Origin of the sequence: Pseudoxanthomonas sp. UC19_8 (assembly GCF_042700505.1) — a bacterium.
Taxonomy (GTDB): domain Bacteria; phylum Pseudomonadota; class Gammaproteobacteria; order Xanthomonadales; family Xanthomonadaceae; genus Pseudoxanthomonas_A; species Pseudoxanthomonas_A winnipegensis.
Map to the genome: position 1 here is coordinate 3031271 of NZ_CP170559.1, position 14311 is coordinate 3045581.

The following is a 14311-nucleotide window of genomic DNA, read 5'->3' on the forward strand; positions in this document are numbered from 1 at the left end:
GCTCATGGACGAGCCGACATGCTGGAAGGGTGGCGATGCCGCTTTCGGACATTCCCTGGGCAAGGGCCGCCATCGGGCGCCCGGGGCTTGACGGAAATGGCGCCCAATTCGGCCGAATCGGCCTGCCGTGCGCTGCGCATGATGAATGCCGTCGCTGCGATGTGCCTACGGAAGGAACAAGCCATGCCCCATCGTCAGATCTCGATCCTGGGGACGCGTGGCATTCCGGCCATGCATGGCGGTTTCGAGACCTTCGCCGAACGGCTGGCCCTGCACCTGGTGCAGCGCGGCTGGCGCGTCACGGTGTACTGCCAGGCGGGCCCGGAACAGAAGCAGCCGGTGATCGAGGACCAGTGGCAGGGCGTGCACCGGGTCACCATCGGCGTCAAGGCCAGTGGCGCGCGCGGCACCATGGCCTTCGACTGGCGTTCCATCCGCCATGCCGCGCGGGCCCGTGCGCCGCTGGTGCTCACGCTGGGTTACAACACGGCCCTGTTCTCGACCTGGCTGCGCTGGTGCGGCGTGACCAACGTGATCAACATGGACGGTCTGGAATGGAAGCGGCGCAAGTGGCGCACGCACGAGCGCCTGTGGCTCTGGGCCAATGAGCGCATCGGCTGCTGGGCCGGACATCATCTGATCGCCGACCACCCGGAGATCGCGCAGCATCTGGCGACCCGCGTGCGGGCGGACAAGATCGCCATGATTCCCTACGGCGCCGACCTGATCGAAGACATCGGCGACGAGGCCCTGGAGCCGTTGGGACTCAAGGGAGCCCGATACGGCGTGGTCATCGCGCGGCCCGAGCCGGAGAACTCGCTGCTGGAGATCGTCAGCGCCTTCTCGCGCCGCCGCCGCGACGCGCGCCTGGTGGTCCTGGGGCGCTACGAACCGCAGGGCAATGCCTATCACCGCCAGGTGCTGGACGCCGCCAGTCCGGAGGTGGACTTCCCCGGTGCGATCTACGACCCCGCCATGCTGCGCGCGCTGCGGCGACACGCGCTGTTCTACGTGCACGGCCACACGGTGGGCGGCACGAATCCTTCCCTGGTGGAAGCGCTGGGCGCGGGCAACGCGGTCATCGCCCACGACAATCCCTTCAACCGCTGGGTCGCCCAGGACGGCGCGCGCTACTTCCACTCGGTGATCGACTGCGACATGCATCTGTCGGCGCTGCTGGCCGATCCGCAGGCGATCGAAGCGCTGCGCCAGGCCAGCCGCCAGCGTTTCGATCGCGAGTTCCGTTGGCCGTTCGTGCTGGCCCAGTACGAGGCGTTGCTCGAGTACCAGCTCCACGCCGGACAGCGCCCGGGCGGGAAGCGTGAAGCCACCGCCTCCGCCAATGCACTGCCGCGGACGGTCTGAGCAATGCGCGGTGAGGCGACAGTCGCTCGCCTCAGGCGTCGGCGATCGCACGCAAGGCCGATCCGATTGAACAGGAACCGGAACGGGTCCATCGCACGCGCACACGGCGGCGCAAGCGATGCGAAGGTGCAGCCGAGATGAACAGCCTGCTGACGATCCTCTTCCTGTCCTGCTATGCCGGATGCGTGTGCATGCTGTTCACCAGCAAGCGCCAGTACTTCCTCTATGCCACGCTGCTGCTGGTCGCCACCAACGACCTGATCTTCGTCCCCCTGGACAAGGTGATGCCGCCGACGCTGCTGCTGATCTCCAAGGCCTGGAAGGAGTACTTCATCGGCGGACTGCTGCTGTACAACATGATGCAGCGGCGCAGCACGGGCTTCGGCGTGATCTCGGTGCGGGTCTTCAGGATCGCGGCCGTCATCTGCGTGCTGTCGGCGCTGGGCCTGGCCATCGGCCTGATGCGCAGCGGCCTGGGCGACGGCATCCAGCAATGGCGGCGCTATTTCGTCCCACTGCTGCTGGCGTTGCTCATCGCCGCTTCCGACCTGCCGCGGCGCATCTCGGCACGCAGGGCGATCAACCTGCTGATCGCGCTGGCCTGCGTGATGGCGGTCTTTTCGCTCTACGAGTACCTGAGCTTCACCGGCGACTTCACCAAGCTCTGGTACTACGAGTTCGTCGCCCGCTCGAAGGAGAGCATCGAGACCGAGTCGCGCATGCTCCAGTATCAGTTCATGCGGGACGATTCACTGCGGGCGACAGGGTTCTTCATCTCGGCCATCGAATACAGCCTGTTCAATGCGATGGTCATCGCCTACGCGGTTCTCTCGATCCCCAACACGCGCGGCTTCGATCGCCGCCTGCGCCTGCTGCTGGTCATCGCGCTGCTGCTGGCCGGAGAAGTCGTGGCCAGCGTGCGGATCGGCTGGGTCATGCTGGCCCTGGCGCTGCTCTGCGCCCTGCAGCTCCACGTCTACCGCATCAGGTCCTTCGCCAAGCTGGCCGCGATGCCGGTGGCCATGTTGCTGTTCTCCTTCGCCATGATCGTGGTGGCCAAGACGGACCTGGACGCGTCCTCGGTCGGCCGACTCGCGCAGTACGCCTCGGTCCCCGCACAGTTCAGGCCGCAGGGCTACGGGCTTGGCGCCATCACCAACAACGGCGAGACCTACAAGGACTCCTGGTACATCTCGGTGCTGATGGTCTTCGGCGTCGCCTCGGTCGGCTACGTGTGGCTGATGTTCTCACCGGTCACCAAGGCGCTGCGAAGGCTGGGCTCAGGTCCACAGTCGGGCCTGGCCGCCGACCGCGCTGCCTACACGATGGCGTTGGGGACCATCAGCCTGAGCATCGCGCAGCTCTACGTGTTCGGATTCCATTATTCGACCGGGCTTTCGCATCTCTACGTCGTCCAGATCTTCATGTTCCTGGTGTGGTTCCGAATGCTCGAAAAGCCGGAGCCCGCGCCGGAGCAGGCGCAGCACCCGATGGCATCGCCCGCATGAGGCGGCGACTGCTGCCCACCACGTGCGCGGCCCTGGTGCTCTGCATCTGGATCGCCTGCACGAGCTTCAGCGCTCCCCCGCATGACATCGCGTACGTGCAGCTTCCGGTCGATCCGCTCGACGCCCCCGCGGTCGGCTTGCCGGCCTCCGGCTCGACCCCGCGCGCCCCGCTGGGCCCGGCGGACCGGATCTTCGTCCGGGATGGCCACTTCCATGCGCTGGGGAGCGATCTGCTTGCCGACACCGACGATGACCGCCGTGTCCGCTTCTTCGGCGTCAACCTCGCCCTGTCGGCGAATTTTCCCTCGAGCGAGGCGGCCGAGCGGTTGGCCCAGCGCCTGGAGACGCTGGGCGTCAATCTGGTTCGCCTGCATGCCATCGACCAGCCCGCCCGCCAGGGCGACCGCTACCCGGTGGGCGTCCTGGCCGATGCGCAGCATCCGGATCTCGACCCGCAGGCCGCGCAGGCGCTGAAGACGCTCATCGTGACCCTGTCGCGTCACGGCATCTACGTCGATCTGAACCTGCACGCCAACCACACGTTTCCCAAGCTGCAGGCCGACGATGAGATTCCGCCGCAGAGCAAGCCGCTGCAGATCTTCGACGAAGACATGATCCGGTGGCAGGAGCGTTATCTCGCCAACCTGGCCCAGGCGCTGGATGCGGCACAGATGCCGGGCATCGCGATGATCGAGATCAGCAACGAGTCCACGCTGATCGACACCTGGCAGGAAGATCGCCTGCCGACGCTGGTCAAGGGCCGCTTCCGCGACCAGTTGGAGCGCAGATGGGAGGCCTACCGGGACACGCATGGACTCGGGGACGAGCCGCTGCCCATGCTGCGCTCCGGTCAGTCGCCCGCGATCGCGCGCGCCGCGGCCGAGTTCTTCGTTGCGCTGGATCGCGACTACATCGCGCGGATGGTCGCCGCCGTGCGTACGGCCGTCGGCGAACGCATGCCGGTCTCGGGCACCCAGGTGATCCACTCCGGACGCTGGAAGCACGGGGGCTTCGCCAACCTCGACGTCAATGCGTCGGCGAGCTTCCTCGATGCGCACTTCTACGTGGACCATTACTGGTTCCCGCAGCGCCAGTGGGACTGGACCAACTGGAGGATCTCCAACAGCTGGCTCGGGGACGCCTTCGAGGACACGCTGCTCAACGTGGCCTATGCCCGCCAGCAGGGGAAGCCGTTCGTGGTCAGCGAGTTCAATCAGCCGTGGCCCAATGAGCAGGGATCGGACCTGCTGCCCGTCGTCACGCAGTTCGCGCTCGGCCAGGACTGGGACGGCCTGATCCTGTACACGTACGCCTACGACCAGGATCTCGATCAGGCCACGCCTTCCAGCTTCAGCCTCAAGGGCGACTGGACCAAACTGCTGCAGTTCTCGCAATGCGCGCGTTACTTCCTCGAGGGGCACGCGGGACTGGCGCTGCCCGAGACCGTCGTGTCCATGCGCTTCGACGACAGGATCGATGCGGCGCTGGCCAACGTCTCCGGCAAGCTGTCGGCCTACCTGCATCAATCCATGGACCTGGCGACGGACACGGCCGCCGGACGGCGGCTGGAGATCGCGGACGCCGCACAGGCCGGCGTCTCCGCCACGCAGGGCGAGAGCTCCACCTCGTACCTCGTCCACGATCCGGCGGGCAAACGGATCCTGTTCGGCTCCGCTCATGCCGCAGGCATCTCCGGTTACCTCCCGCCGGGCCAGAGCGCAGCATCGGGCATGCTGGAGCTCTCACTGCTGGCCCCGTCCCGCGGTTTCGCCACCGCCTTCCTCACCAGCCTGGACGACAGACCGCTGGCCGATTCGAGACACCTGCTGCTCACGCTGCCCGGCTCCACGATGGGCATGAACGCGCAGCACCGGCAACGCCTGGAGCGCGTGGACATGATCAACGACTGGTGGACGATCCAGTCGCCGGATGGCGCCACCGATTCCTCGAGCCTCAAGGTCGTCGATGGACCGATCTGGATGGAGAGGATCGCCGCCACGGTCACGCTCGCCATGCGGCAGCCGAACCCATCGATCTACGCGCTGGACGTTTCCGGCCATCGCGTCGCGCGGCTCGACCAGGTCAGCGACGGCGCGCATGTGACGTTTTCGGTCAACGGCAGCGGCCAGCCGTTCGCCGCCAGTTTCGAGATCGTCGCCCCCTGAGGGGCGCGCCGCGACAGGTCTTGCGTCGCAAGCATGGACCTGAGCGAGACCGCCACGCGCGTCGCCGCGTCCTGCGAGCACCTCTGTCCTGCGCACACATCAGGTTAGGCCCGGCAATCATCCGGTCCCCTGCCGCCATCGGCGGACTCGGTGCGCGGGTCGGCGGCCACAATGTTCCTCTCGCCGCTGCGCGCCATACCGACGCCTGCACCGGCGCAGCGCCCCACCCATCCGTCGCAGTTGGCCTCCTTCATGAACATCACGGTCATAGGCGCGGGCTCCCCCGGCCTGGTCACCGCCGCGTGCCTCGCCGAGCTCGGACACGACGCGCGCCGTTTCGACGTCGCCGCATGAGTGCGCGGACACAACCGCCATCGCGCGGGCCGCTGGCCGCGACCGGCAACGTGCTCTCCGCGCTGATGCGCCGCCTGCTGGAGCAGGCATTGGCGCGCGTACGACCGGGCAAGCGGATCGCCCCCGGCATCGACGGACGCGACCTGTTCCGGCATGGTCTTGAGCAAGGGGTGCATGCCTGCCGTGGCCTGCTGCTGGCGGCGACGCACCGGCGGATCTCTCCATGCTTCGTCGGGCGCTCGGTGCGCCTGCGCTTCGTGCGCAGGATCGTCATCGGCCGCCATGCGGCCATCGGCGATGGCGTCATCCTCAGCGGACTGGGCAGTGACGGTCTTGTCCTCGGCGAACGATCGAGCATCGGCGCCTACTCCAGGCTGGTCACGGGCACCGATATCGCGCGCCCTGGCACCCACATCCGGATCGGCCGGCGGTGCGGGATCGGCGAGTACTCGAGCATCGGCGGGTCTGGCGGTGTCTCCATCGGCGAGGACACCATCATCGGGCAGTACTTCAGTGCGCATTCGGAGAACCACAACCACGCCGACCTGTCCGTTCCGATCCGTGTGCAAGGCACGACCCGCGCGCCCATCCAGATCGGCGAAGGCTGCTGGATCGGGGCCAAGGTGACCGTGCTGGCCGGCGTCACGATCGGACCGGGCTGCGTCATCGCCGCCGGCAGTGTGGTGACCCGTGACATCCCCGCCTTCGCCATCGCCGCCGGCGTCCCGGCGCGTGTGCTGCGCCTGCGCCAGGGAGGCCCTCATGATCAGCATTGACGTATTCGTGGTGCTCTACCGGCGCAAGATCGCCGAATCGGAAACCGTGCAGAGCCTGTTGCGCGCGACGACCGCCTGCACGCAGCTCCAGCTGCGTGTGCAGCTCTGGGACAACTCGCCCGAAGCGGATGCCCAGGCCGTCATCCTGGCGCCGGACTGGCGCTATTCCTGGAACGGTCACAACGCGCCGCTCTCGGTGGCTTACAACGCGATGCTCCTGCACGCCGCTTCGCCGTATGTGCTGGTGTTCGACCAGGACTCGCGCTTCGAACCGGACTTCCTGGACGCGCTGTGCGCCGCCATGCGCGCCGTCCCGGCCGACATGTACGTGCCGCGGATCGCCCATCAGGGTCGCGTGATCAGCCCGTGCCGGCTGCGCTGGATCAAGGGCGCGCCCCTGCCCGGGGTGACACCGGGCACCCTGCTGCCGCGCTGCTTCACCGCGATGATGAGCGGGCTGTGCATCTCGCAACGGTTCCTGTGGTCGCTGGGGCCGGTCCCGTTCGACGAGCGCTTGCGCTTCTACGGCATCGATACCCGCCTGTGCCGCGAGCTGAACCTGCGCGGCGGCCGGGCCTACGTGCACCGTGGGACGCTCGACCACGACTCCGCGCTGCGCGACAGGCGCGACCCCGAGCACTACGTGCAGCGCAAGATCTGGCTCATGCGCTCGTGGCGGCACGTGTTCGACCGCAACCGGCTGGAACGGCTGGGCGTGCACCTCTATATCGCCTGGACGGTCCTGCGCCTGGTCAGCGGACCGGGGCGGCGCCGCGGCGCGCGTTCCATCCTTGCCGAGGTCTATCGATGAGCCGTGCGCCTCGCATCCTGGCGATCCATCAGGGCAGCGAACTGTATGGCTCGGACCGCAGCTTCGCCGCCGCGGTCCAGGCGCTGCGCGAGCGTCATCCGCAGGCGCGCATCGAGGTCGTGCTCCCCGAGCCGGGCCCGCTGCAGTCGCTGCTGGAGCCCTGGGCCGATGCATGCCGCTTCGAACCGCGCGGCATCCTGCGCAAGATCGAGCTCAAGCGGCATCCGTTGAAGAGCCTGGCGGGCATCGTGGCGGCATGGCGGCGCTACCGGGCGTTAGCGGCCGAACACGATCTCTGCTACGTCAACACCACCGTCTGCGTGTCCGCGATCCTGGCGCTGCGCGTCTGCGCCGGCGGCTATGTCCATGTGCGCGAGATCCCTGGCGCAGCCGCGCTGGTGCTGTTCCGCACGCTGCTGCGCCTCTCGCGCGCGCAGGTGATCTACAACTCCTACGCCACCGCGCTGGCGTTCGGGCTGCCCGGGCGGGTCATCCACAACGGCGTGGCGCCGATCTCCGACGCGCCCCCCACCGTGCCGGGTGCGCATCGGCGCTGGCGGATCGCCATCATCGGCCGCATCAACACCTGGAAGGGCCAGCAGTTCGCCCTGGAGGCGCTGGCGCGACTGGCGTCGGCGCCGCAGATCGAGCTGCGCATCGTCGGCGACGTCTTCCCGGGCTACGAGCCCTTGCTCACCGCGCTGGATCAGACCGCCGCCGACTGCCGCTTCCCGGTCGAACGGATCGGCTTCGTGCGCCAGCCGGGCCCGCATTTCGAATGGGCCGACTTCGTCCTGATTCCCTCGCTGCTGCCCGAGCCCTTCGGACGCGTCGCCATCGAGGCGTTCTCGATCGGCCGGCCGGTCATCGCCTCGGCCGGTGGCGGCCTGCAGGAGATCGTCGCCGACGGCGTCAACGGCTTTCTGTTCGCGCCCGGCAACGCGCAGGCGCTGGCGACGGCGGTCGAACGCGCGCTCGCGCTGGATGCCCAGGCCTACCAGGACATGGCGCTCGCCGCGCGTCGCGGCTACCAGCAGCGTTTCACGGTGGAAGGCTACCGCCAGGCGATCGGCGATGCGGTGCTGCCGTACGCGCCCGCGGCGGCGTCATGACCGCCTCGACGACGCCGGACCAGGCATCGGGGCATCGCTTCGCGCGCCACCTGTCCTACAACATCGGCGGCCAGGTGATCCCGCTGGTGCTGGCCGCCGTCGCCGTGCCGATGCTGGTGCACCACATCGGCGTGGATCGTTTCGGCCTGCTGACCATCGCCTGGATGGTGGTGGGGTATTTCAGCCTGTTCGATCTGGGCCTGGGCCGGGCGATGACGCGGCTGGTGGCCGAGCGGCTCGGCCGTGGCCGCGCCGACCAGGTCGCGCAGGTCGTGACCTCCGGACTGTCGCTGATGAGCCTGCTCGGCGTGCTGGGCGGCGTGCTGCTGGCGGTCGCCTCGCCCTGGATGACCGATCTGCTGCGGGTGCCGGAGGCCTTGCGCGGCGAGACGCGCAACGCCTTCCTGCTGCTGGCCGCATCGGTGCCCGCGGTCGTGCTGTCCACAGGACTGCGCGGGGTGCTGGAGGCGCATCATCGCTTCGGGGTGACCAATGCGATCCGCACCCCGGTCGGGCTGTGGACCTTCGGCGGTCCGCTGTGCGTGCTGCCCTTCACCGATCGGCTGGACTGGGTCGTGGCCACCCTGGTGCTGGGGCGCTACATCGCCCTGCTGGCCTATGCGATCGCCACCGCGCGCGAAGTGGGCCGCCTGGCGCGCGCGCACGACGGCGATGCCTCCTGGCGCGAGTTGCTCCACTTCGGCGGCTGGATGACCGTGTCCAACGTGATCTCGCCGCTGATGGTCTACATGGACCGCTTCTTCATCGGCGCCCTGCTCGGGACCTCGGCCGTGGCCTACTACACCTCGCCCTACGAGGTGGTGTTCAAGCTCAACGTGGTGTCTGAGGGCCTGTTCGGCGTGCTGTTTCCGCTGATGGCCAACCGGTTCGCCGCCAGCCAGGCCGAACCGGATCGCCTGTTCTCGCTCGGTGCGCGGATGATCGCGGCCGGGCTCTTCGTGCCGGTCGTGCTGATCGTGGCTCTGGCCGAACCCTTCCTCGGCCTGTGGCTCGGGCCCGACTTCGCCCTGCGCAGCAGCGTGGTGATGCAGGTGCTGGCGCTCGGCCTGCTGGTGAACGGTTTCTCCAAGGTCGCCTTCAACGCCATCCAGGCCCACGGCCGCGCCGATGTCACGGCCCGGCTGCACATGATCGAACTGCCGCTCTACGTCGTGGCGCTGATCGCGCTGACGCGGCAATGGGGCATCGTCGGCGCGGCCCTGGCGTGGAGCCTGCGCATGGTGCTCGATGCGGCGTTGCTCGGGTGGATGAGCCGGCGCATGGCCGGCATCACCGGCCCCTGTCTGCGGCGCTGCGCCGTCCTGGCCCTGGCCACCCTGGCATCGGCGATGACTCCTTTGCTGCTGCCCGCGGGCCAGCCGCTGCTTCGCGCCGTCGCCGTGCTCGCGCTGATCGCGATCGCCGCAGCTGCCTTCTGGCGCTGGCAGCTCGATGCGCAGGAACGCGGCCGCCTCCTCGGCCAGCTGCAGCAGGCCTGCGCGCGGCCGCGCAGGCTGCTGCGCGGCCCGCGCGCCCAGGGCCGCTAGCGCCCTGGGCCAGGCACGCCGGGATCAGCGAAACGGCGTCACCACGCCGACCGACAGCATCGGGTCGGTCAGACTCGCACGCGAGCCGGAGCTTTCATGGCGCTGGTAGCGCGCCTCGATACGCAACCGGAACCGCTGGCCGAGCGCCGTCTCGATGCCCAACCCCGCGCGCATCATCACCCCACCTCGGCTGGCCTCGCGCGGCAGCCCACCCTCGTAGGCATAGCCCAGGCCAGCCGTCACATAGGGCGCGATCTTCGCGTCGCGATCGAAGAAGTACAGCGCGTCGGCGGCCACCACCGCCATGTCGTCCTTCGCGTCCAGGTCGGCCAGCTGCACGCTGGCCTCCAGGTTCCAGTGCGCACCCGCGGTGGTGCCGACCAGCGCCTCGCCCGCCACACCGGCGCGATCGGTGCGAAAGGCGTCGTTGTGCACGTAGGCCAGCTTGGCGCCGGCATACCAGTCCCGATCGGAGGTTTGCGCCTTGAGCGCCGTCGCCGGCAGCCCGTATCCACACGCCGCCACGACGGCGCAGAGCAGTTTGGTCTTCATCATGTCCCCAGTGAGATGGTCGGCGAGCCCCGCCGGCGCCAGGCGCGCCGAGTCGACGCCAGCCTGGCCGTGGGGAGCCAAGCGTCGACATTAGTCAGGCGCGCGGCCGAGCTCTCGCCGTTTGCAGGGCGCATCCCGCCATTTCGATGACCGCGCAGGCGGGCTCGCGAAGCCGGCACGCACGCGCCGGCGGGGCCCATCACGCGGCGCGCGCTAGCGGCTGGGTCGGGCCGCCAGCACCAGGCGGAGCAGCGCGTGCCCGGCGATCATGGCCCACACCGCCACCCGCACCGGCCACGAGCGCCGCGGGGCCTCGAAGCGGCGAAAATAGCGCCACAGCCCGCGATGCTTGTGCCACTCGACGAACAGCGGCCGCGAGCGGCTGGACACGCCGCGCACGTGCAGCACCTGCACATCGTTGGCCACCGCCACCGTGGCGCCGGCCTCGCGCGCGCGCCGGCATAGATCCAGGTCCTCGGCATGCAGGCGATAGCCCTCGTCCAGGCCGCCCAGCGCGTCGAACAGCGTGCGTGGCATCAGCATCAGCGCGCCGGAGATGGCCTGCACCGGCTGCACCGCCTGCTGGGCGTCCATCGGCACGCCCAGCTGTGCGCCGCGCGTGGGACTGCGCAGCATCTGCGCGAAGTCCGGGTCGCGCCGGCGCGCGGCGGCGTCGCGCACGCCGTCTTCGCCGACCAGGTCGGCGCCGAGCAGCGCGTTGCCCAGCGCCTGCGCATGGGCGCGCAGGCGCACTAGCGTGTCGGCCTCGACCATCAGATCGGGATTGACGAAGGCCAGCCAGGGCGCGTCCGAATCGCGCGCGCCCTGATTGCAGCCGACCGAGAAGCCGGGGTTGTCGGGGTTGCCGATGAAGTGCACGCGCGGATCGCGCGCGGCGTGGCGCTGGACGATCTCCAGCGTGCCGTCGTCGGAGGCGTTGTCGGCCACGCGGATCTGCACGACATCGCGCGCCGCGCGCAGGCGCGTCAGGCAGGCCTCGATGGTGGAGGCGCTGCGGTGGGTCACCACGATGGCGGCGATGCCGCCGGCGTCAGCCGAAGAGTTCACGTTGTTCCGTGGATCCCGCCTGCGCGTAGCAGGCCTCCAGGCGCTCGCGCAGGGCGCGCAGCGGATCGTCCATCAGGAAGCGGGCCACGCGCGGATTCCAGTCGGGCCAGCGCCCGGCCAGCGCGTCCATGTCGCCCTCGTCCGGGCCGCCCTCGCCGCCGCGCGCGACGAAGGCCGTCTCGCACAGCACGTTGCGCCAGCCCAGCCCGGACAGGCGCAGCGACAAGTCGATCAGGGCGGCATACCAGCTGCGATAGCTGTCCAGGTCCAGCCCGCCGGCGCGCGCACGCGCGCGGCCGCGCAGGGCCACGGCATGGCTGACCGCGGCCGGCAGTTCCGGATAGGTCGCCGGCAGGGCGGCGCAGGCGCGCGCGGTGCGCTGCGGATCGGTCGGCGGCGGGGCGATCTCGCCCACGCGCGGCCAGGCGGCCGCCTCGCCGGCGTTGCACCACGGCGTGGCGGTGGCGATGGAGGCATCGCCGGCCAGGCAGGCGGCCAGCTGGTTCAACCAGCCCGGCAGCGGCTGGGCGTCGGGCGAGAGCACCACCACGTCCAGCCCGGCGCAGGCGCGCAGCATCTCGTCCAGGTGCGCGACCTCGCCGAGCGGATACGGGCGGCGGGTGTAGTCGGCCTTCAGCCGCGTGCGCGCCAGCCAGCGCTCGATCAGCGCCAGCCCACGCGGACCGGCCTGGGCGTTGTCGGCCAGCCAGACCTGCGTGCCCGCGGGCGTGCCGTCCTCCAGCGCGCCCAGGCAAGCGTCGAGCGCCTGGTCGTCCACGCCGACCGGCAGCAGCACGATCGGCAGGGGTGCGGCGTCGTGCGGGCTCACTTGCCCTTCGGCGGGTGCAGCGGTTCCATGGCGCGGAACTTCTGGCTGTATTCGTCGGTGAGGTTCCGCGCTTCGGCCGGATTGCGCACGATGGTCGGGGTGATCAGGACGATGACTTCGCTGCGGTTGGTGTCCTGGCTCTTCTGCCCGAACAGAGCGCCCACCACCGGCAGGCGGCTCAGGAAGGGCACGCCGGAAGAACCATTGGTGACCGAATCGGTGATCAGGCCGGCCAGCATGATGGTCTGCCCGCTCTGCACCGCCGCCTCGGTCTTCACGAAGCGGGTGTTGATCGGCACGTTGCAGGCGCTAACGCTGGGATCGCAGCCGGTGGGCGAGGCGCCGGGCGAACTGACCTCCTGGGCGATCTCCATGAACACCGTGCCGTCCTTGGTCACGCGCGGACGGACCTTGAGGATCACGCCGGTGTCCAGGTACTGCACCTGGCTGTAGGTCTGAGAGTTCAACCCGGTGTTGACCGAGTAGGAGTTGACCGGGATCTGCTCGCCGACCTTCAGCTCGGCCTGGGCGTTGTTGCGCACGAACACCGACGGGGTCTGCAGCAGGCGCAGGTTGGTGACCTTGTCCAGCGCGCTCAGCACCGCCGCGGCGTTGTTGCCGAGGAAGGTCCAGGTCAAGCCCGTCGTGTTGGTGATGCTGCGCCCCCAGATGCCCTCGCCCACCAGGCTGCCCGGATCGGGCTGCAGGCCCTGCTGCTCGAAATACCAGTTGACGCCGTAGGAGAGCTTGCCGGTCAGCGCCACCTCGGCCACCTGCGCCTCGATATGCACCTGCATCGGCATCACGTCCAGCTTCTCGATCACGTCCTTGATCGAACGCCAGGCGTTGCCGTTGGCGCGCACCAGCAGCGAGTTGGTCTCTTCCACCGCGGCCACGCCGACCTTGCTGCCCTCCACTTCCAGGGTGACGTTGCCGTTGCCTTCCTGGCGCGCATTGAGCGAGACATCGCCCGAACCCGAGCCGCTGCGTCCACCGCTGCTGCCCAGTCCCGAACTGCTGCCCAGGCCGCTGGATCCATCATCGCTGCGGCTGCCGTCCTGGTTGCCGCCGAACTGCAGCGTGCTGCCGCTGCCGTCCATGCCGCTGGAGGTCAGCGAGGTGCCGATCGCGCCCGGCGCCAGCGAGCTGGTGGAACCGCCGCCGCGCCCGCTTCCGCCGCCGAAGACTTCGGACAGGCGCTGGGCCAGGTCGCGCGCCTTGATGTACTTGAGCTCGTAGGAGAACAGGCGCGGGGTGTCGCCGGCGTTGTCGATGCGTTCGAGCCAGTCGCGGATCTGATCCAGATACGCCGCCTGCGGGGTGATCACCATCACCGCATTGGCGCCCTCCAGCGGCATGAAGCGGAACATGCCGGCGCTGGGCGTCTTGCTGTTCTCGCCGAACACCTTCTCCAGATCGGCCACGACCTTGCTCGCCTGGCCGGTCTCCAGCGGGAACACGCCCACCGACATGCCCGAGAGCCAGTCCACGTCGAAGATCTGCACCGTGCGCAGGTAGTTCTCCAGCTCGGTGCGCGAGCCGCTCAGGGTGATCAGGTTGCGGGTCGGGTCGGTGGCGATGACCGCGTTGGGCCGCGCATACGGCTCCAGGATCTTCTTCATCTCGTTGGCCGCGATGAAGCGCAGCGGCACCACGCGCACCTCGTAGCCGCGCGCGTTGCCCGCATCGCCCGAGCGTGGCGCCACGGTGCCGGCCAGCGCCTGGTCGGCCGGGACGATGTTGTAGCGGCCGTCGGCATAGACCATGCGCGCGTTGTTCCAGCCCAGCACCTGCTCCAGCAGCGACAGCGCCTGCGCCGGGGACACCGCATGCGGCGTGGCCAGGGTCACCGTGCCCTGCACGCCGGGCGCGATCACGTAGTTCTGCCCCAGCATGTCGCCCAGGATCGCCTTGACCACCGCCTGCAGCGACTCGCCCTCGAAGTTGAACATCGCCCCGCCGCCGGTGGCCCCGCGCAGCGCCGGCGGCGGCGCGGCGGCGGCGCTGCGGTTGATCACCTGGCCGGTGCCGCGCCGGATCTGCGCCTGCGGACCGGTCTGCGGCTCCTCGGGCGAGGTCATGGGCGAGGTCTGCGCCGCGCCCGCGGTCGCGCCCGGGTTGGCCAGGTTGCCCTGGCGCTGCACGTTCGGCACCGGCGCGGTGGCGCAGCCGGCCAGCAGGCCGAGCAGGAGACTGAGCGGGAGGACGAAGCGTGACGTCATGT

The 14311-nt window shown here is 69.4% G+C and carries 12 protein-coding genes; 8 read left to right on the forward strand and 4 right to left on the reverse strand.

Going from position 1 to position 14311, the window contains the following annotated elements; all coding sequences use genetic code 11:
• The first annotated feature begins 183 nt into the window (after positions 1–183).
• The 8 genes from ACFJIT_RS13400 to ACFJIT_RS13435 all read left to right on the forward strand — a co-directional run bounded on the left by ACFJIT_RS13400 (position 184) and on the right by ACFJIT_RS13435 (position 9638).
• Positions 184–1365 (forward strand): DUF1972 domain-containing protein, encoded by a 1182-nt coding sequence (locus ACFJIT_RS13400; RefSeq protein ID WP_379653870.1) that lies wholly within the window; start codon positions 184–186, stop codon positions 1363–1365.
• A 137-nt stretch (positions 1366–1502) separates the two neighbouring features.
• The gene (locus ACFJIT_RS13405; RefSeq protein ID WP_379653871.1) at positions 1503–2873 is read left to right on the forward strand and encodes a hypothetical protein; all 1371 of its coding nucleotides are present in this window, start codon (positions 1503–1505) and stop codon (positions 2871–2873) included.
• Entirely contained in the window at positions 2870–5038 is a 2169-nt protein-coding gene (locus tag ACFJIT_RS13410) for a hypothetical protein (protein ID WP_379653872.1), read from the forward strand. The genes ACFJIT_RS13405 and ACFJIT_RS13410 overlap by 4 nt, the downstream gene beginning before the upstream one ends.
• Before the next feature lie 171 nt (positions 5039–5209).
• Positions 5210–5392, forward strand: a complete 183-nt coding sequence (locus tag ACFJIT_RS13415; protein ID WP_130561237.1) for a hypothetical protein — start codon at positions 5210–5212, stop codon at positions 5390–5392.
• Positions 5389–6168 carry an acyltransferase gene (locus tag ACFJIT_RS13420; RefSeq protein WP_379653873.1) on the forward strand — a complete coding sequence of 260 codons (780 nt, stop codon included), beginning with the start codon at positions 5389–5391 and terminating at the stop codon, positions 6166–6168. Before ACFJIT_RS13415 ends, ACFJIT_RS13420 begins: the two co-directional genes overlap by 4 nt.
• Entirely contained in the window at positions 6155–6979 is an 825-nt protein-coding gene (locus tag ACFJIT_RS13425) for a glycosyltransferase family 2 protein (protein WP_379653874.1), read from the forward strand. The genes ACFJIT_RS13420 and ACFJIT_RS13425 overlap by 14 nt, the downstream gene beginning before the upstream one ends.
• Complete coding sequence (locus ACFJIT_RS13430) at positions 6976–8091, forward strand: glycosyltransferase (RefSeq protein WP_379653875.1); 1116 nt, start codon at positions 6976–6978, stop codon at positions 8089–8091. Before ACFJIT_RS13425 ends, ACFJIT_RS13430 begins: the two co-directional genes overlap by 4 nt.
• Positions 8088–9638 carry a flippase gene (locus tag ACFJIT_RS13435; RefSeq protein ID WP_379653876.1) on the forward strand — a complete coding sequence of 517 codons (1551 nt, stop codon included), beginning with the start codon at positions 8088–8090 and terminating at the stop codon, positions 9636–9638. The genes ACFJIT_RS13430 and ACFJIT_RS13435 overlap by 4 nt, the downstream gene beginning before the upstream one ends.
• Before the next feature lie 24 nt (positions 9639–9662).
• Here ACFJIT_RS13435 and ACFJIT_RS13440 read toward each other — a convergent pair whose 3' ends face one another.
• The 4 genes from ACFJIT_RS13440 to gspD all read right to left on the reverse strand — a co-directional run bounded on the left by ACFJIT_RS13440 (position 9663) and on the right by gspD (position 14309).
• Positions 9663–10271, reverse strand: a complete 609-nt coding sequence (locus tag ACFJIT_RS13440; RefSeq protein ID WP_379653877.1) for an outer membrane beta-barrel protein — start codon at positions 10269–10271, stop codon at positions 9663–9665.
• A 132-nt stretch (positions 10272–10403) separates the two neighbouring features.
• Positions 10404–11258 carry a glycosyltransferase family 2 protein gene (locus tag ACFJIT_RS13445; RefSeq protein WP_379653878.1) on the reverse strand — a complete coding sequence of 285 codons (855 nt, stop codon included), beginning with the start codon at positions 11256–11258 and terminating at the stop codon, positions 10404–10406.
• Positions 11242–12087 carry a glycosyltransferase family 2 protein gene (locus tag ACFJIT_RS13450; RefSeq protein WP_379653879.1) on the reverse strand — a complete coding sequence of 282 codons (846 nt, stop codon included), beginning with the start codon at positions 12085–12087 and terminating at the stop codon, positions 11242–11244. The genes ACFJIT_RS13445 and ACFJIT_RS13450 overlap by 17 nt, the downstream gene beginning before the upstream one ends.
• The gene (gspD, locus tag ACFJIT_RS13455; RefSeq protein WP_379653880.1) at positions 12084–14309 is read right to left on the reverse strand and encodes a type II secretion system secretin GspD; all 2226 of its coding nucleotides are present in this window, start codon (positions 14307–14309) and stop codon (positions 12084–12086) included. Before gspD ends, ACFJIT_RS13450 begins: the two co-directional genes overlap by 4 nt.
• Positions 14310–14311 lie beyond the last annotated feature (2 nt).

Coding starts and splice junctions, on each gene's coding strand:
- ACFJIT_RS13425 (WP_379653874.1), top strand. CDS start 6,155: ATGATCAGCATTGACGTATTCGTGGTGCTCTACCGGCGCAAGATCGCC.
- ACFJIT_RS13420 (WP_379653873.1), top strand. CDS start 5,389: ATGAGTGCGCGGACACAACCGCCATCGCGCGGGCCGCTGGCCGCGACC.
- ACFJIT_RS13430 (WP_379653875.1), top strand. CDS start 6,976: ATGAGCCGTGCGCCTCGCATCCTGGCGATCCATCAGGGCAGCGAACTG.
- ACFJIT_RS13405 (WP_379653871.1), top strand. CDS start 1,503: ATGAACAGCCTGCTGACGATCCTCTTCCTGTCCTGCTATGCCGGATGC.
- ACFJIT_RS13415 (WP_130561237.1), top strand. CDS start 5,210: ATGTTCCTCTCGCCGCTGCGCGCCATACCGACGCCTGCACCGGCGCAG.
- ACFJIT_RS13435 (WP_379653876.1), top strand. CDS start 8,088: ATGACCGCCTCGACGACGCCGGACCAGGCATCGGGGCATCGCTTCGCG.
- gspD (WP_379653880.1), bottom strand. CDS start 14,309: ATGACGTCACGCTTCGTCCTCCCGCTCAGTCTCCTGCTCGGCCTGCTG.
- ACFJIT_RS13400 (WP_379653870.1), top strand. CDS start 184: ATGCCCCATCGTCAGATCTCGATCCTGGGGACGCGTGGCATTCCGGCC.
- ACFJIT_RS13410 (WP_379653872.1), top strand. CDS start 2,870: ATGAGGCGGCGACTGCTGCCCACCACGTGCGCGGCCCTGGTGCTCTGC.